Origin of the sequence: Novosphingobium resinovorum, from assembly GCF_036352595.1 — a bacterium.
GTDB classification, from domain to species: Bacteria; Pseudomonadota; Alphaproteobacteria; order Sphingomonadales; family Sphingomonadaceae; genus Novosphingobium; species Novosphingobium resinovorum_B.
Map to the genome: position 1 here is coordinate 24,720 of NZ_JAZFAX010000006.1, position 16,364 is coordinate 41,083.

General features: G+C 67.4%; 12 protein-coding genes. 9 read left to right on the top strand and 3 right to left on the bottom strand.

The window, feature by feature from the left end; genetic code table 11:
* Nucleotides 1-352 precede the first annotated feature (352 nt).
* Nucleotides 353-2,830 (top strand): zinc-dependent metalloprotease, encoded by a 2,478-nt coding sequence (locus tag V2S85_RS07760; protein ID WP_330702289.1) that lies wholly within the window; start codon nucleotides 353-355, stop codon nucleotides 2,828-2,830.
* 49 nt (nucleotides 2,831-2,879) lie between these two features.
* Nucleotides 2,880-3,449: an Lrp/AsnC family transcriptional regulator gene (locus tag V2S85_RS07765; protein ID WP_419198172.1), complete on the top strand. Its 570-nt coding sequence runs from the start codon at nucleotides 2,880-2,882 to the stop codon at nucleotides 3,447-3,449.
* Nucleotides 3,450-3,478: 29 nt separating this feature from the next.
* Here the strand turns inward: V2S85_RS07765 and V2S85_RS07770 are convergent, their stop codons facing one another.
* Complete coding sequence (locus V2S85_RS07770) at nucleotides 3,479-4,231, bottom strand: Crp/Fnr family transcriptional regulator (RefSeq protein ID WP_330702291.1); 753 nt, start codon at nucleotides 4,229-4,231, stop codon at nucleotides 3,479-3,481.
* Nucleotides 4,232-4,479: 248 nt separating this feature from the next.
* On the opposite strand from V2S85_RS07770, the gene V2S85_RS07775 reads away from it, so the two are divergent.
* Both V2S85_RS07775 and V2S85_RS07780 read left to right on the top strand, forming a co-directional pair.
* On the top strand, nucleotides 4,480-5,049 hold the full coding sequence (locus V2S85_RS07775) for a biliverdin-producing heme oxygenase (RefSeq protein ID WP_330702292.1): 570 nt from the start codon (nucleotides 4,480-4,482) through the stop codon (nucleotides 5,047-5,049).
* Nucleotides 5,042-7,606, top strand: a complete 2,565-nt coding sequence (locus V2S85_RS07780) for an HWE histidine kinase domain-containing protein (RefSeq protein ID WP_330702293.1) — start codon at nucleotides 5,042-5,044, stop codon at nucleotides 7,604-7,606. The genes V2S85_RS07775 and V2S85_RS07780 overlap by 8 nt, the downstream gene beginning before the upstream one ends.
* A 157-nt stretch (nucleotides 7,607-7,763) precedes the next feature.
* Here the strand turns inward: V2S85_RS07780 and V2S85_RS07785 are convergent, their stop codons facing one another.
* The gene (locus tag V2S85_RS07785) at nucleotides 7,764-8,855 is read right to left on the bottom strand and encodes an acetamidase/formamidase family protein (protein WP_330702294.1); all 1,092 of its coding nucleotides are present in this window, start codon (nucleotides 8,853-8,855) and stop codon (nucleotides 7,764-7,766) included.
* A 355-nt stretch (nucleotides 8,856-9,210) separates the two neighbouring features.
* Here V2S85_RS07785 and V2S85_RS07790 point away from each other — a divergent pair, with 355 nt between their 5' ends.
* The 3 genes from V2S85_RS07790 to V2S85_RS07800 all read left to right on the top strand — a co-directional run bounded on the left by V2S85_RS07790 (nucleotide 9,211) and on the right by V2S85_RS07800 (nucleotide 13,345).
* A complete protein-coding gene (locus tag V2S85_RS07790) occupies nucleotides 9,211-9,696 on the top strand; it encodes a VOC family protein (RefSeq protein ID WP_330702295.1) in 486 nt (161 codons plus the stop codon).
* A 108-nt stretch (nucleotides 9,697-9,804) separates the two neighbouring features.
* Nucleotides 9,805-10,998 (top strand): aromatic ring-hydroxylating oxygenase subunit alpha, encoded by a 1,194-nt coding sequence (locus V2S85_RS07795; RefSeq protein WP_330702296.1) that lies wholly within the window; start codon nucleotides 9,805-9,807, stop codon nucleotides 10,996-10,998.
* A 40-nt stretch (nucleotides 10,999-11,038) separates the two neighbouring features.
* The gene (locus V2S85_RS07800; RefSeq protein WP_330702297.1) at nucleotides 11,039-13,345 is read left to right on the top strand and encodes an acetamidase/formamidase family protein; all 2,307 of its coding nucleotides are present in this window, start codon (nucleotides 11,039-11,041) and stop codon (nucleotides 13,343-13,345) included.
* 135 nt (nucleotides 13,346-13,480) lie between these two features.
* On the opposite strand, the gene V2S85_RS07805 is transcribed toward V2S85_RS07800, so the two are convergent.
* The gene (locus V2S85_RS07805) at nucleotides 13,481-14,305 is read right to left on the bottom strand and encodes an oxidoreductase (protein WP_330702298.1); all 825 of its coding nucleotides are present in this window, start codon (nucleotides 14,303-14,305) and stop codon (nucleotides 13,481-13,483) included.
* A 262-nt stretch (nucleotides 14,306-14,567) separates the two neighbouring features.
* Here V2S85_RS07805 and V2S85_RS07810 point away from each other — a divergent pair, with 262 nt between their 5' ends.
* A complete protein-coding gene (locus tag V2S85_RS07810) occupies nucleotides 14,568-15,695 on the top strand; it encodes an LLM class flavin-dependent oxidoreductase (RefSeq protein ID WP_330702299.1) in 1,128 nt (375 codons plus the stop codon).
* Nucleotides 15,688-16,323, top strand: a complete 636-nt coding sequence (locus V2S85_RS07815) for an isochorismatase family cysteine hydrolase (protein WP_330702300.1) — start codon at nucleotides 15,688-15,690, stop codon at nucleotides 16,321-16,323. The genes V2S85_RS07810 and V2S85_RS07815 overlap by 8 nt, the downstream gene beginning before the upstream one ends.
* The last annotated feature ends 41 nt before the right edge of the window (nucleotides 16,324-16,364 follow it).

Below are 16,364 nucleotides of genomic sequence, written 5' to 3' on the forward strand. Positions count from 1 at the left end.
AGTTCAGGCGATTTGCCGGTCGCCATGATGGATTTCATCCCTAATTGCCGAGTTGGCGCATGAAAGGTGCGCGCAGCCGGAAACCCACGCACTTTCCCGATCGCCCGGCGTCGGTGATTCGCGGAATGCATCGCAGCATCGCGCTTCGGTTATCCGACTTTCCCGAGCCCTGGATGTCCTGCGCACGAATACGGCACCATTTCCTGCTCTTGCGCAGGATTCCGTCATCAATACCGCTGCTGCGCCCGATAAGTTCGGGGAAGCTGCGCCGGGTTTCGGCTAGGCTTTGCTGCAGCGGCGAAATGCTGGGGGTCCGTTATTTCCGCCGCCCGCCAAGGGGAGCCTTTTCACGATGTCCGCCATTCTCACGATGTCCCGCATCGCCCGCATGAAACCCGTTCTTGCCACCGGCTGCGCCATCGCCGCATGCCTGATGACCGCCGCCCCCGCACTGGCGGCCCCGGTCGCGGTGACCTCCTCGCCCGACGGCGCGCTGCTGCCGGTGCAGGTCGATGCCGCGAAGGGCAAGGTGCTGTTCACCCTGCCCGCCCCTGATGCGGACGGGGTCTCCGGTCGCTACCTGTTCACGCAGGCGATCAAGACCGGCCTCGGTTCCGCCGCGATCCGCATCGACCGGGGCATGCAGGGCGATACCAAGGTGCTCGCCTTCCGCCGCATGGGCGGCAAGGTCGCGGTCGTGTTCGAGAACCCGCGCTACCGCGCGAGTGGCGAGCCGGGCGTGAAGATCGGCGCGAAGGCCAGCTTCCCGTTCAGCACCGTCGCCATGCTCGACGTGGCGAGCGAGACCGGCGGCGGCGTCACCGTGGACCTCACCCCGCTGCTGATGACCGACGCGATGGACCTGGCGAGCGCGATCGGCGAAAGCGCCAAGGGCTACAAGCTGTCCGAGAAACTCTCCGCGCTCGATCCCGCCTCGGTCAAGGTCTTCCCCAGGAACGTCGAACTGGAGACGATCCAGACCTTCACCGCCGACAGCGCCGGCCGCGAACTCGACATCCTCGCCCCCGACGGCCGCGCGGTGAGCTTCACCGTCCACTCCTCGCTGGTCGCCCTGCCCGAACCGGGCTTCGTGCCGCGCAAGTTCGACATCCGATCGGGCAGCCATGCCACGCAGGCCTATGACTTCGGCACGCCGCTGGGCACGCCGATGCTGGTCGAATATTCCAACCGCTTCCGGCTGGAGAAGACCGACCCTTCGGCCGCGCGCTCGCCGGTGAAGAAGCCGATCGTCTTCTACATCGACAGCGCCGCGCCCGATCCGATCCGCACCGCGCTGGCCGACGGCGTGCGCTGGTGGGCCGATGCCTTCGACGCGGCGGGCTTCGTCGATGCCTTCAAGGTGGAAATCCTGCCGCCGGGCGTCGATCCGCAGGATGTGCGCTACAACGTGGTCAACTGGACCGACCGCCAGAACCGCAGCTGGTCCTACGGCGGCGGGGTGATCGACCCGCGCACCGGAGAGATCGTCAAGGGCGTGGTCGTGCTGGGCGCCCTGCGCGTGCGGCAGGACATCACCATCTTCGAGGGCCTCGTCGGCACCGCGCAGAACAATACCGGCGGTCCCAACGATCCGGTCCGCGCCGCGCTCGCCCGCATCAGCCAGCTCGGCGCGCACGAGGTGGGCCACGCCATCGGCTTCGTCCACAACTTCAAGGCCAGCCTGCAGGACCGCGCCTCGGTGATGGACTATCCGGGGCCCAAGGTCGGGATCGTCGGCGGCAGGCTGGACCTCGGCGACGCCTACGCCAGCGGCATTGGCAAGTGGGACAAGTTCACCGTGGACTGGCTCTACGGCCAGCCGGCCCCCGGCGTGGACGGCGATGCCGAAGCCGCCGCCAAGGCCGATGCCATCCGCAAGGCCGGGCTCATCTACGGCACCGACATAGACGGCCGCGCGCCCGATCTGGCGGTGCCGGGCGTCAACATGTGGACCGAGGGGCAGGACACCCCCGCCGACCTCGCGCATACCATGGACGTGCGCCGCATCGCGCTCTCCACCTTCGGGCCGGGCGTCCTGTTGCCGGGCGAGCCGCTGGCGAACCTGCGCCGCAAGTTCGTGCCGATCTGGCTGTTCCACCGCTATTCGATCGACGCCACCGGCAAGCTGGTGGGCGGCGTGAACTACGAATACGCGGTCGTCGGCGACGGGCGCGGGGCACCCGCTCCGGTCCCGGCGGCGGATCAGCTGGCGGCGATCGACGCGCTTGTCGGCACGCTCTCCCCGCGCGAACTGACGGTGCCCGCGGCCCTGTCGATGGCGCTGTCGAGCGGCACCAGCGCGCGCACCGACGCAGAGGCCGCGCCCGAAGTGCTGCGCGGCGCCGGCTCGGCGGTGTTCGACCCGCTGGTGGCGGCGCAGGTCGCGGCGCAGATGACGCTCGACAGCCTGCTCGCCCCCTCGCGCCTGACACGCCTGCACATCCAGCACGGCTACGACGCCGCGCAGCCCGGCGTCGGCACGCTGCTGGGCAAGCTGGCGCCGGTGATCGCCGCGCATGGCGATGCGGTATCGCGCCGCATCGCGCAGACCACGCTGCTCGCGATCGCCTCGGCGCGGCGCGATGCCGATACCCCGGCCGACGTCGCCGCCCTGCTCGATGGCTTCCTCAAGGACACCGCGCGCGGCTTCTCCGGGGCCCGGGGCGGATCGGAGGACGCGCTGTGGCAGGTGTCGATGGCGGGTCTGCTGGGCGATCCGCAGCGCCTTGAAGCCGAGATCGGCAAGCAGAGCCGTCCGCGCCCGCCGATCCCGGCCGGCATGCCTATCGGAGGCGACACCGGCTGGTTCGACAACATTCTGTCGGAATAACACCCCTCTCTATACCCTTTTGTTTGAAATCGAACGGGACTCCGGCACTATGGTTTCGAAATTAAGAAAAGGGGCGCCCAACAAGATGGACATGCAGTCCGGTAAACTGCACTGGCTCGATGCCGCGCGCGGGAAACCCGCGCAGCACGAGCTGGACGACACCGACCTTCGCCTGATGCGCGCGCTCGTCTCGGACGGGCGCGCCTCCGATGTCTGGCTGGGGGAAAAGGTCCACCTGTCGAGCACCGCGGTCGCCCGCCGCCGCAAGATCCTGGAGGAATCCGGCTACATCACTCATTACTCGGCGAACCTCAACGTCCGCTCGCTGGGCTACGGAACGCTGGTGATGGTCTCGATCGAACTGGTTTCCCAGGCGGAATCGGTGCTGCAGGACTTCGAGAAGGCGGTGCTGGACAGCCCGTCGATGCAGTTCTGCGCCTTCGTCACCGGCGACACCGACTTCCTGATGATCCTCAACGTGCAGTCGCTGGAGGATTACGACATGATCTACCGCAAGGAGCTGTCGGTGCTGCCGCACGTCCGGCGCATCCGTTCCAGCTTCGTGCTGCGCGAAGTGGCGAGCCGCCAGATCGCGCCGGTGATCCTGAATGGCAGGTAGCACGCGGTGACGGCGGCACCGCGCGACGCTCACCCCTCCTTGGGATAGACGTCGCCCAGCACGCGGCGGAAGTGGGCCTCGACCTGGTCGTTGCAGGCGCAGGCCCGCGCCTTGAGGCCCTCGCGGTCGAGCACCTCGATGCCGCCGCGCCGGGTGCGCACCATGCCGTCGCGCTTGAAGCGCTGGAGCACGCGGCTGGCGTAGCTGCGGCCGATGCCCATCATCGAGGCGAGCTGTTCCTGCGTCATCGTCACGTCGTTGCGGCCGATGCGGTCGACGGCGGCGGAAAGCCACTTGGCGGCGCGCTGCTCGATGGTGTGGACGGCATTGCAGGCGATCGACTGGAACACTTGCGCCATCACGCAGTCGGCATAGCGCGCGAAGAGATGCGCGACGGCGGGGGATCGCTCCTTCGCGGCCTCCAGGTCACGCGTCGCGATGCGCAGGAAAGTGCCGTCGTGGAGCACGTTGGCGCGGGCATAGGCGGGCAGCGAGCCATGGCTGACGATCCCGCCCAGCGCGCCCTCGCGGCCGATCAGGATAGTCTCCACCGCGGTGCCATCCTCCATCTCGACGAAGTACGAGCACATCGCGCCGCCGGTCGGGAAATAGCAGTAATCGATGCTGTCGCCGGGGTTGTAGACGATCTCTCCCGACCGCAGCCGGCATTCGCCCAGCCGCGGCTCGACGAGGGCGAGGTCTTCGGGGCGCAGTGCCGCCAGCAGGTCGCTGGCGCCGATCGCTGCGGTCGATACGGGGCTGGTCTGCGGAATGGTGCTCATGTCATGTCCCTGGCCGCAACGGCCATGGTCGCGCGCCGTCCGCAACCACAACCCGACAGCGCCCGTCGGGTTCCCCATCGAACGATCAAAAGTGAACAGACCGCGCGGTTCGATCATGTTATTGTGTTACTCAGGAACATTATCGGAGCCTACGGGTTGCCCGAGCCAGGCGCGCCGACCGGCTCGCTTGCAATCGCCTGCGGGCATCTAAGCGGATAACCATGCGAGCAGACTTCGGATCGCCTGTAATGCCTGACCTGCTAAGCACGCTGCGCGAGGCTACGGGCCCGGCCCATGAAAGCCTCGACGCGTCGTTCGGCTCGCTCGACCTCGACAAGCGCGGCGATCTCGCGCGGTTTCTCGCCGCCCACGCGATCGGCCTCGCCCCGCTGTTCGGCACCTTCAGCCGCTTCGTGCAGGACCGGCTCGGCCTCGACTGCCCGGACTATCCGGCGATGCTACGCGGCGATCTCGACCGGCTCGGCGTCGGCGCGCTGCCCGAAATCGAGGGGGCGGAGCCGAGCGCGGACGGCGACGGGGCCGACGCGGGCACCAGCTACGTCATCTGCGGCTCGCGACTCGGCCTCGCGATGATCCGCCAGAAGGGCTACTGGGGCGAGGCGCAGGGGTTCCGCTCCGCCTACATGAGCGACGGGCGCGGCCACGATGCCTGGAAGGCGCTGGTTCCCGTCCTGCGCACCGGAACTTATTCCGCCGGGCAGGCCCTGGCCGCGCGCACCGCCGCGCTCGCCGCGTTCGAGACGTTCTCGCGGGCCTTCGCCGCCAGCGCGCGGGTCCAGGTGCGCAGCGATGGCTGAGGCGATGCACCAGGTCGATCTTTCCACCTGCGATCTCGAGCCGATCCACATCATCGGCCGCATCCAGAGCTTCGGCTGGTTGCTGTCGTTCTCCAGCGACTCGATCATCAACCACGTCTCGCTCAACTGCGAGGAACTGTTCGGCCGCGACCCGCGCGACCTCGTCGGGCTTTCGGCCACCGAGTTCCTCTCGCAGGAAGCGCTGCACGACATCCGCACGCGCCTGCAGATCCTGGGCAGCGCCAACACCGTCGAGCGCATGTTCGAGGTGGACCTGATCGGCGACGGCCGCTCCTTCGACGTCGCCGTGCACAATTCGGGCCGCTCCTTCGTGCTGGAGATCGAACCGCACGAAGGCGGCAAGCGCCGCGACTTCGTGTCCTACGTGCGCCCGATGATCGAACGGCTGCGCCAGTCCCCGTCGATCGAGCAGCTCTGCACCAGCGCCGCGCGGCACTTGCGCGGGCTGACTGGTTTCGACCGGGTGATGGTCTACCGCTTCGAGGGCGACGGCGCCGGCGAGGTCATCGCCGAGAGCCTCAACGGCATGGTCGATAGCTTCAAGGGCCAGCACTTCCCCTCGTCCGACATTCCGGCGCAGGCCCGCAAGCTCTACACCCGCAACCTGCTGCGCATCATCAGCGACGTCGACGATCCGACGGTGCCGATCGTGCCGGCCACCAACCCCAATGGCGACCCGCTCGACCTGTCGATGTCGGGCCTGCGCGCGGTCTCGCCGATCCACATCGAATATCTGCGCAACATGGGCGTGAAGGCGTCGATGTCGGTCTCGATCATGCGGCGCGGCAAGCTGTGGGGGCTGATGGCCTGCCACCACTATTCGCCGCTGCGCCTGTCCTACTCGGTGCGCACCGCCAGCGAGCTGTTCGGAGAATTCTTCGCCTATCTGCTGGAACAGAAGGAAACCGACTTCTCGAACGCCAAGCGCGCCGAATCGATGCGCCTGCATGACGAGATCATGGCCCGCGTCGCTGGTGGCGGCTCGCTGCTGGAAGCGTTCGACGACTTCACCGACTCGATCCGCCAGGTGATCCCCTTCGACGGGGTCGTCGGCTGGGTGGACGGGCGCTTCGTCGGCCACGGTTCGGTGCCCGACCAGACCCAGTTCGCCGCGCTCGCACGGTTCCTCAATACCGCCGGCGCCAGCACCGTCTGGGCTTCGGACAACGTCAGTGCGGTCTATCCGGCGGCGACGGAATGGGCGGACAAGGCGGCGGGCCTGCTCGCCCTGCCGGTCAGCCGGCGCCCGCGCGACTATATCGTGCTGTTCCGGGGCGAGGCGGTGCGCGAGGTGAAGTGGGCTGGCAATCCCGAAAAGGCCATCGAACTCGGCCCCAACGGCGCCCGACTGACCCCGCGCAAGAGCTTCGAGATCTGGAAGGAGGAACGGCGCGGCTACTCGCGGCCCTGGACCGACGAGGAAGTCTCTTCCGCCGAGGCCCTGCGCATCACCCTGCTGGAAGTCGTACTGCGCCTATCCGACGCCGCCAATGCCGAGCGCGAGCAGGCCAGCCAGCAGCAGGACATGCTGATCGCGGAGCTGAACCACCGTGTGCGCAACATCCTCAACCTGATCCGGGGACTGGTGGCGCAGAGCAAGGAAGGCGCGACGACGATCGACGATTTCGCCGAGATCGTCGGCAGCCGCATCCACGCCCTCGCCCGCGCGCACGATCAGGTGACGCGCAAGGACTGGTCGCCCTCCTCGCTCTACGATCTCATCCGCACCGAGACCGACGCCTATGCCAGTCACTCGCTCGACCGCGTGGTGATCGAGGGGCCGGACGCGCTGATCGCGCCGGGCGCCTTCACCACGCTGGCGCTGGTGATCCACGAGCTGATGACCAATTCGTGCAAGTACGGCGCCCTGTCGGACTCGCACGGGCAGGTCACGGTCACGCTGAACCGCAGCGACGAGGGTGCGCTGGAGATCGACTGGCGCGAGGAAGGCGGCCCGCCGGTCAAGGAGCCCAGCCGCCGCGGCTTCGGCTCCACCATCATCGAGCGCACGATTCCCCACGAACTGGGCGGCTCGGCTTCGGTGATCTATCCGGTTGAGGGGCTGCACGCACTGTTCCTGATCCCATCCGACCATATCTCCGGCTTCGAGACGCCGGGCGTGGTCATGCGCGAGCCTGCGGTCGAACCGCCGCAGCCCGCCGACTTCGCCGGGGAACTGGCATCGGGCGCGGCGCTGATCGTCGAGGACAACGTCATCATCGCCATGGAGGCCGAAGACGTGCTGCGCGGCTTCGGCTTCACCGACTGCCGCATCGCCGGGTCGGTCGGCGCGGCGCTGGGCGTGCTGGAGGGGGCCCACGTCAGCTTCGCGATGCTCGACGTGAACCTGGGCAAGGACACCAGCGAGGACGTCGCCCGCGCGCTCGAGGCACGGGCGATCCCGTTCATCTTCGCCAGCGGCTACGGCGAACGCTCGCTGCAGTCGAGCGAGTTCAAGGGGGTGCCGGTGGTGACCAAGCCTTACGGCGAACGCGACGTGCGCTCGGCGATCGGCCGGGTGATGAAGGGGCGGTGACACTGCGGCCCACCCCGGCGGGCTAGGCAGCAAGCTGCCAAGCCTCCCGGCCCTCCCGCTTGCGGGAGCGCTGTTCGTTTCTTCTCCCCTCCTGCTTGCGGGAGGGGCCGGGGGTGGGCCAGCCGCACACCAAAGGCCCGGCTCCGAACGGTAAACCTCAGGTCGGGTCGATCACCGTGCCCTTGCCCGGGAAGATGCGCCGCTCGATCCGCGCGTGGACGCCCAGCGTGCCGTCCACCACTTGCGTCACGCCGAAATCGGCCGCCACGCTCATCAGCGAATAGGCGTCCTCCTTGCTCAGCCCCTGCTGTTCGTGGAGCAGGTGGAGCATGTCCATCGAGCAGTTCTTCATCGCCTGGTCGAGATCCTCGCCGAAGCCGTGGACGATCCAGTTCTCGGGCGTTTCCAGCAGCGGCGAAGGGAAGGAAAAGTCCTTGCGCAGGATGATCTGGAACAGGCAGTCGAGCGAAGCCTCGATCGCGGTGCCGCTGATCTCGCCGTCGCCCTGGCTGACGTGGGGGTCGCCGATCGAGAACAGGCCGCCCTTGACCTGGCACTTGTAGAACATCGTCGAACCCGCGCCGATGCGCCAGTTGTCGATGTTGCCGCCATGCAGCCCCGGCGGGATGGTGGAGACCGGCGCGTCCACCGCCGGCGCCACGCCCGCCGTGCCCAGATGCGGGCGCGCCGGAATGGTGATGCCGGGCAGCGCCGGGTGCCGGTCGCATACCGGGCAGTTGGTGATGGTGCCGGGGACGAGGTATTCGCCCGGGAAATCGTAGGCATAAAGGGCGTGGGCGGTATTGGCGCTGGGGTCCAGCTCGTAGATCGTCACGCGCTCCTTCTTGCCGAACTCCTCATACAGATGCCCCCAGTTCGCCGCGAGGTTGGAGCCGTAGTTGTTGCGCGGCGTCATCTGCAGATAGCGCACCTCGATCATGTCGCCCGGCTCGGCATCCTCGATGTAGATCGGCCCCGTCATGATGTGGACGCCGGGCGCGCGGCTGGCGGGATCGACCTCGCGGAAGATGCGCTCCACGCCTTCGTCGAACATCAGTTCGGGCGCGTCGCCCGCGTGGTGCGTGATCGCCTCGGCCTGCACCAGATCGCCACTCTTGATCCTGAGCGCCGGCTTCACCTCGGGCGAGAAGTAGCCCCAGTGGATCGTCTCCGGCGTGGCCTTGAGATGCCAGATCGCCGAGGGCCGCGTGTCCGCCTTCGCCGATGTCAGAGTGGTGACCGAAGCCATGCAGTGTCCTTTGTAGAGTGGAGGATCGACCGCTTCACTCTCCTCCGGGGGACGAAAAGGGTCTTGGCCGTCAGCGCACTGGTAGTTGGCAGCGCGGTGAACTGCGGGGGCTGCGAGAGGCCGCGCCTGACCCTTCGACAAGCTCAGGGTGAGCGGGCTTGGGGGTAAGCCACCCGACTCCGCTCTGGGAGCGTGAATTCGGAGGAAACCTCCCAATTCCGCTCAGGCTGAGCTTGTCGAAGCCCCCGAGCCACGCGCCCGCCCACCTCGCGTCAACAAACCGGACGCCTGCCGCCAAGAGCCGCGCGCGCATCTGGCGCAGACCGTGAAGCACACGAGAAGGAAGCCAAGACCCATGCCCAACACGCTCATCTTCGTCGATCTGCCCGCCGACGATCCGGCGGCCGCCGGGCGCTTCTACGCCGAAGTCTTCGGCTGGCGCGACGATCATAAGCCCGAGGGCGTCTATCACCGCATGGTGCCGGGCGGCATGTTCCCCAATCCCGACGGCACCGACAGCCAGATCGGCAACCTGCATATGGGCATCTTCGACCCCGCCAACGCCCGCCCGCACCCCGACGCCGAAGGCATCGCCCCGCGCGAAATCGCCACGGAGGGCCGGAAACCGCGCATCTGGGTGCTCATCAGCGACGACGACACCCCCGAGCGCATCCTCTCGGCCGCCGAGGAGCGCGGCGCCACGGTGCTGTGGCGGGGCCACTTCTGGAGCACCTTCAACGGCCTCAACCACTGTTTCCGCGATCCCTGGGGCAACGAGATCCTGCTCTGGGGCAAGGCCGGAGATCCTCCCAAGATTCCAGACGATTACACCCGCGAGTAGGCTTTCTCGCAAATGCAATATTGCCTTCGCAGGTGCCGCATGCCCAAATGCACCTAACGGCACTCAACGGCACCTAGCGTACCCATAACAGCACTCAGGATGGTCACCATGCCCGCGCCAACCATGACGGACGACTTCATCGAATCCCTCTCCGCCTCGGCGGTGAATCTCGAGGACGCGGTGACGCTGCCGCCCTCGTGCTACACCTCGGAAGCCTTCTACGAATTCGAGAAGGACGCGCTCTATTACGCCGAGTGGCAGTGCGTCGGGCGAGAGGACTGGATTCCCAAGCCGGGCGATTACTTCACCACCCGCACCATCGACGAGCCGATCATCGTCTCGCGCAACCTGCAGGGCGAAGTGCGGGCGATGTCGGCGGTGTGCCAGCACCGCGCGATGCTGGTGGCCGAAGGCAGCGGCAACGCACGCGGGTTCCTGTGCCCCTACCACCACTGGAGCTACTCGCTCGACGGCACGCTGGTGGCGGCCCCGGCGATGAACAAGACCTGCAATTTCGACCGCAAGGCGAACAGTCTGCCGCGCTTCGCGGTCGAGATCTGGAACGGCTTCGTCTTCATCAACTTCGACGAGAACGCCGCGCCCCTCGCCCCCCGCCTGACCGGCGTGGCCGAGGCGATCGCGGGCTACGACCTCGCCTCTGCCGAAGGCCCGAAGCCCGAGGAGGGCGCGAGGCTCCCGTGGAACTGGAAGGTGATGTTCGAGAACAACAACGACGGTTACCACGCCAGCCGCCTCCACGCCGGGCCGCTGCATGACTTCGTGCCGTCCGGCAAGGCCGAGTTCCCGCATTCCGAGCCCGAGGACGCCGGGTTCCTGCGCTTCAACGGCACGCTCCACCCCGACGCCAGCTTCAATGCCACGCAGCGCGCGGTGCTGCCGATCTTCCCGGGCCTGTCGGACGCAATGCGCAATCGGATGACCTTCGCCAACGTCCCGCCCTCGCTCAGCCTCATCATGATGAGCGACATGGTGATCTACCTGATCCTGCGGCCCGACGGCCCGGAATCGCTGGAGATGGACACCGGCCTGCTGTTCGCGCCGGGCGCGATGAAGGACCCGACGTTCGACCACAAGCTCGACATGAACATGCGCGCCACCGCACACATCATCGCGCAGGATTTCCACGTCGACGAACTGGTGCAGAAGGGCCTGCGCTCGCGCTTCGCCCCGCGCGGCCGCTATTCGTGGCAGGAAGGCGCGCAAGGCCAGTTCAACAAGTGGCTGGTCCACCGTTACCGCGCTGCACACAAGCGTATGGCGGGATTGGAAGCAGTAAGTTAGGCTGCCCCCTACAGGGTTACATAACAAGGATAATTCCGGCATGACCGGCGTGCGCTTGACCACCAATGCCTACCCGCACGACCAGCGATTGCAGGCGTGGCGTTTCGCATTGCAGCGCGTGTCGCTGGAACTCGAATCCGAGAACGAGGACATCTACGGAGACCTCGTCAGCTTCACCAGCGGGCAGAAGATCCAGTTCGTCCGCTGCACCGGCACCGCGCAGGCGATGACCCTCGACTTCCGGCAGGAGGCGCGCTGTTTCTGGCTCGTCCTCCTGCTCGAAGGCCGCATCGCCGCGTCGAGCGGAGACCGGGAAGTGGAAATTGGCGAGGGCGACATGGTCTACGGCGGCGGCGACACCCGCTGCCGCATCGCCATGGAAGGCGATTTCCGCCTGCTCATCGTCAAGGTTCCGCACAGCCTGCCCGCGCTCAAATCCCGCTCGCAGCTGCCCACCGAGATCAGCGACCTCATCGCCGACACCGCCGTGGGCCGCATGATGTCGAGCTTGCTGCGCACCGTGGCCGACACCATCCTCGACATCTCGGACGACCAGATCCGCCCGGTCGAACTGGCCCTGCCCGAGATGATCGCCGCCACCCTGCTCGACCGCGCGCCCGCCAAGCAGCTGGGCGGCGCGGCGGGCGGGCGCGCGGCGATCCTGGAGCGGGTGTTCCAGTCGATCGAGATGCGGCTGTCCGACCCCAACCTCAACACCCACCAGATCGCCGCCGAGCACAACATCTCGCCGCGCTATCTGCAGAAGCTGTTCGAGAGCCACGGCGAGAGCTTCGGCCACTACGTGAAGCTGCGCAGGCTGGAGCGATGCCGCCTCGATCTCGGCAGCCCGCTCCATGCGCAGCGCTCGATCTCGGAAATCCTGTTCCAGTGGGGTTTCAACGACAGCGCCTCGTTCTCCCGCGCCTTCCGCGAACAGTATGGGATGAGCCCGCGCGAATACCGCAAGTCCCCCGAGATCGCGACGAGCGCGGCCGAAACCCCGCGCCGCGGACGGCCCGAAAAGGCGCGCGACGTGCGCATGGACAACCGCGAGCCGCCCAGCGTCCTCAGCGGACTGCCCAGCCTCGACGACGCCGCAAGATCGCGCCGCCACCACTTCCTGCCCGCACGGCCCGACACCATCCACTGGGGCTATTTCAGCCGTTCGCTGCAACCCGCGCTCGAAGTCCGCTCGGGCGACTACGTGACGATCGAGACGCTCACCCACCACGCCAACGACGATGCCGAGCGCATGATCGAGGGCGACGCGGGCGCCGAGGCGGTGTTCCACTGGACCGCCGACGGCAAGGCGGTGGAACGGCGCGGCGCCGGTCCGTTCGACGCCTCGGCGCTGGGTCGCGGCCCCGGCGAGGGCTTCGGCGTCCACATCTGCACCGGGCCGATCGCGGTCGAGGGCGCGCGCCCCGGCGACGTGATCGAGGTGCGCATCCTCGACATGGAGAACCGCCCCAGCCAGAACCCGCTGTTCGCGGGGCGCGCCTTCGGCTCCAACGTCGCGGCCTATTGGGGCTACCACTACAACGACCTGCTGACCGAGCCCAAGCAGCGCGAGGTCGTGACGATCTACGAGATCGACAACGAACCCGGCCGCGCCACCGCGCAGGCGGTCTACTCCTATCGCTGGACCCCGCAGACCGACCCCTCGGGCGTGGTCCACGAGCGGTACGACTATCCCGGCGTGCCGGTCGATCCCGAGACCATCACCCGCAACTTCGACGTGCTGCGCGACGTGACGATCCCGGTGCGCCCGCACTTCGGCGTGATCGCGCTGGCGCCCGCGCATTCGGAACTGATCGATTCGGTGCCGCCCGCCAACTTCGGCGGCAATATCGACAACTGGCGGCTGGGGGCGGGATCGAGCTGCTTCCTGCCGGTGGGGGTGCCCGGCGGGCTGCTGTCGATGGGCGATCCCCATGCCAGCCAGGGCGATTCGGAACTGTGCGGCACCGCCATCGAATGTTCGATGACGGCGGTGATCCAGGTCATCCTCCACCCCGCCAAGACCAGCCGCAAGTACATCCGCGACATCGATTATCCGCTGATCGAAACCAAGGACGAATGGGTGATCCTGGGCTTCTCGCACCCGGAATACCTCAAGGAACTGGGCGCCAACGCGCAAAGCGAGGTCTACAAGCAATCGTCGATCGATGCCGCGATGCGCGACGCCTTCCGCAAGGCGCGGCGGTTCCTGATGACCCTGCGCGACCTGACCGAGGACGAGGCGATCTCGCTGCTCTCGGTGGGGGTGGATTTCGGGATCAGCCAGGTGGCGAACGGCAACTGGGGCGTCCACGCGGTGATCCGCAAGAGCCTGTTCGCGGCGTAAGTTCCTCCCCGAGCTTGTCTCGGGGAGGTGGCAGCCCGCAGGGCTGACGGAGGGGGAATTTCCGGAACTCTCCCCCCTCCACCACCGCCTGCGGCGGCGGTCCCCCTCCCCGAGACAAGCTCGGGAAGGAACGTGTCAATCCGCGCCCACGCCTGTCGTCAGGTGCTTCCACCCGTCGAACTGGTCCTGCAGCATCGCGAATTCTTGGCGAGCATAACCCAGCGCGTCGGTGCCGAGCAGCAGCACCAGCGGCGGCTCCTCCGACGCGACCGCCGTAAGGATAGCCTGCGCGATCTTCACCGGATCGCTCGGCTCCTCGCCGTGGTGGCCCATCAGCACCCCGCGCGCGACATGCGCCGTCTCCGCGTAGTCGGCGATCGCCGGCTCCGCCCCCAGCAGGCGCGAGGCGGCGAACTGCGTGCGCATGCCGCCGGGCGCCACGTTGGTCACCTTGATGCCGAGCGGATTCACCTCCTGCGCCAAGGTGCGCCCAATGCAGTCGAGCGCGAACTTGGTGGCGCCGTAGATCGCGGTGCCGTTCCAGCAGGCCATGCCGCTGATCGAGCCGACATTGACGATATGCCCCGTCCCGCGCGCGCGCAGATGCGGCAGCGCCGCCTGGATCACCGCCAGCGCGCCCCAGACATTGACGTCGAACAGCGCCTTGGCGTCGGCGATCGGGGTCTCCTCGACCGCGCCGGTATAGCCGAGCCCGGCATTGTTCACGATCACGTCGAGCCCGCCGGTCCGCGCCTCGGCGGCGTCCACCACGGCCTTGACCGCATCGGTATCGGTCACGTCGAGCACCACGCCGATGGCTCCGTCGCCCAGCGCCTCGAAGGCGGCGGCGGCATCGGGATTGCGCACCGTGCCGACGACGGTATGCCCCGCTGCCAGCGCGACTTGCGCAATCGCGCGGCCGAGCCCGGTACTGACGCCGGTGATGAACCAGTTGCTCATGTCGAACTCCCTCAAGAAACGTCCCGATCGTCATTGCGAGCGTAACGAAGCAATCCAGGGCAGAGCAAACCGCCCTGGATTGCTTCGTTACGCTCGCAATGACGAAAAAGCGGTATTGCGCAACTTTACCGTTTGCCCCCCGCCCATCTATGCCTCGCGCGCCCGATGCCTTGATCGGCGACAACAGCATGGGCGCAGGGTGACAAGAACCGCAACGCGCCCCATCCTAGCTTTCGGCAAGACTTGCGAACAGGGGAGCCCCATGATCCAGAGCCAACCGCGACCGGCCACCTTCGGCCTCCCCTCCGACACCGGAGGGCGCGACCTCGGCATCTTCATGCCGATGGCGAACGGCGGCTGGATCCTGTCGAAGAACGCGCCCGCGCTCGACGGGTCGTACGACTACAACCTCAAGGCCGCGCAGCTGGCCGACGCAATCGGCCTCGACTTCATCATGGCGATGGCCAAGTACCGCGGCTACGGCGGCGAGACGAAGCACTGGAACTCGTCGCTCGACTCGCCGATGATGATGGCGGGTCTGGCGCAGGCGACGCGGAAGGTGAAAGTCTGGGCGACCGTCCACACCATCCTGCAGAACCCCGCCGTCACCGCCAAGATGATCGCCACGCTCGACCAGATCAGCCACGGCCGCGCCGGGCTGAACGTGGTCACCGGTTCCTACAAGGGCGAGTTCTCGCAGATGGGCGCCTGGCCCGAAGGCGTCGACCACGACGAGCGCTACGTGCTGGCGACCGAGTGGATCCGGGGCATCAAGGCGCTGTGGACGCAGGACTCGGTGTCGATGGCGGGCAAGTACTTCACCCTCGACGACTGCATGTCGAACCCCAAGCCGAGCACGCCACCGTTCCTGGTCTGCGCGGGCACCTCGAAAGTCGGCATCAAGTTCACCGCCGACGAGATGGACGCACTGTTCCTCTCGGGCGGCAACGTGGACGAACTCGCGAAAGCCAGCGCCGACGCCAAGGCGGGCGCGGCCGAGCATGGCGCGAAGATCCGCACCTATTCGATGATGACCGTGGTGTTCGGCGAAACCGACGAGGCCGCCGAGGAAACCGCCGCCCATTTCCGCGCCGGGTTCGACGAAGGGGCGCTCCACGGCATGATGCGCGCCTACGGCTTCCTCGATGCGGAGATCGGCAAGGAGAACGCCTTTACCCAGAAGGCCCGCTCCACCTTCATGACCCCGCATGTGCTGGGCACGCCGGAAACCGTGATCGCCCGCCTGTCCGAGATCTTCGAGAAGACCTCGCTCGACGGGCTGATGCTGATCTTCCCCGATTACCACGCCGCGCTGCCGGTGTTCGGCGAGAAAGTGCTGCCGGTGCTGCGCGAACGGTTCCCCGCTCAGATGGAGACGGCGCATGGCTGAGCTGCCGCACGTCGAACCGGACGACATGATCGCGCCCGAACGCACCGCGCTGATCGTGGTGGACGTGCAGGTGGATTTCGCCGCGCCCGAAGGCCTGATCGGCCGTTTCGGCGTCGATCTCGCCCCCGCCGAAGCCGCGATCGATCGCATCGAGCCGCTCATCGCCGCCGCGCGGCGGGCCGGGGCGACGGTGGGCTTCATGCGCGTGATGACCCGGCCCGAAACCGACTCGAACACCCTCAGGACGCTGATGGCCCGGCGCGGCACTCCGGGCGCCGAGGGCATCTGCCGCATCGGCAGCGGCGGCGAGGACTACTACCGCGTCGCCCCCCAGCCGGGTGACATCGAGGTCTCCAAGCTCGCCTATTCCAGCTTCCACGGCACCGATTTCGAGCAGCAGCTGCGCGCGCGCGGGATCGACACGCTGGTGATGACCGGCCTCACCACCGAATGCTGCGTCGATTCCACCACGCGCGACGCCTTCCACCGCGATTTCCATACATTCGTGGTGTCCGACGCCTGCGCCGCCTACGAACCCGACCTCCACGCCCACGCGCTCAAGGCGCTCGCCGCCAACACCTCGCTGCTGGTGACGAGCGAGGCGGTGATCGCTGCGTGGAGCGCGTGAATATGCCCGCTGGCACCGCCTCATCCGCCACCCTATCTTTC

What these genes read in the sequence shown, in the direction of transcription:
- V2S85_RS07760 (WP_330702289.1), top strand. Translation starts at nt 353, where the DNA reads ATGTCCGCCATTCTCACGATGTCCCGCATCGCCCGCATGAAACCCGTT.
- V2S85_RS07765 (WP_419198172.1), top strand. Translation starts at nt 2,880, where the DNA reads ATGGTTTCGAAATTAAGAAAAGGGGCGCCCAACAAGATGGACATGCAG.
- V2S85_RS07770 (WP_330702291.1), bottom strand. Translation starts at nt 4,231, where the DNA reads ATGAGCACCATTCCGCAGACCAGCCCCGTATCGACCGCAGCGATCGGC.
- V2S85_RS07775 (WP_330702292.1), top strand. Translation starts at nt 4,480, where the DNA reads ATGCCTGACCTGCTAAGCACGCTGCGCGAGGCTACGGGCCCGGCCCAT.
- V2S85_RS07780 (WP_330702293.1), top strand. Translation starts at nt 5,042, where the DNA reads ATGGCTGAGGCGATGCACCAGGTCGATCTTTCCACCTGCGATCTCGAG.
- V2S85_RS07785 (WP_330702294.1), bottom strand. Translation starts at nt 8,855, where the DNA reads ATGGCTTCGGTCACCACTCTGACATCGGCGAAGGCGGACACGCGGCCC.
- V2S85_RS07790 (WP_330702295.1), top strand. Translation starts at nt 9,211, where the DNA reads ATGCCCAACACGCTCATCTTCGTCGATCTGCCCGCCGACGATCCGGCG.
- V2S85_RS07795 (WP_330702296.1), top strand. Translation starts at nt 9,805, where the DNA reads ATGCCCGCGCCAACCATGACGGACGACTTCATCGAATCCCTCTCCGCC.
- V2S85_RS07800 (WP_330702297.1), top strand. Translation starts at nt 11,039, where the DNA reads ATGACCGGCGTGCGCTTGACCACCAATGCCTACCCGCACGACCAGCGA.
- V2S85_RS07805 (WP_330702298.1), bottom strand. Translation starts at nt 14,305, where the DNA reads ATGAGCAACTGGTTCATCACCGGCGTCAGTACCGGGCTCGGCCGCGCG.
- V2S85_RS07810 (WP_330702299.1), top strand. Translation starts at nt 14,568, where the DNA reads ATGATCCAGAGCCAACCGCGACCGGCCACCTTCGGCCTCCCCTCCGAC.
- V2S85_RS07815 (WP_330702300.1), top strand. Translation starts at nt 15,688, where the DNA reads ATGGCTGAGCTGCCGCACGTCGAACCGGACGACATGATCGCGCCCGAA.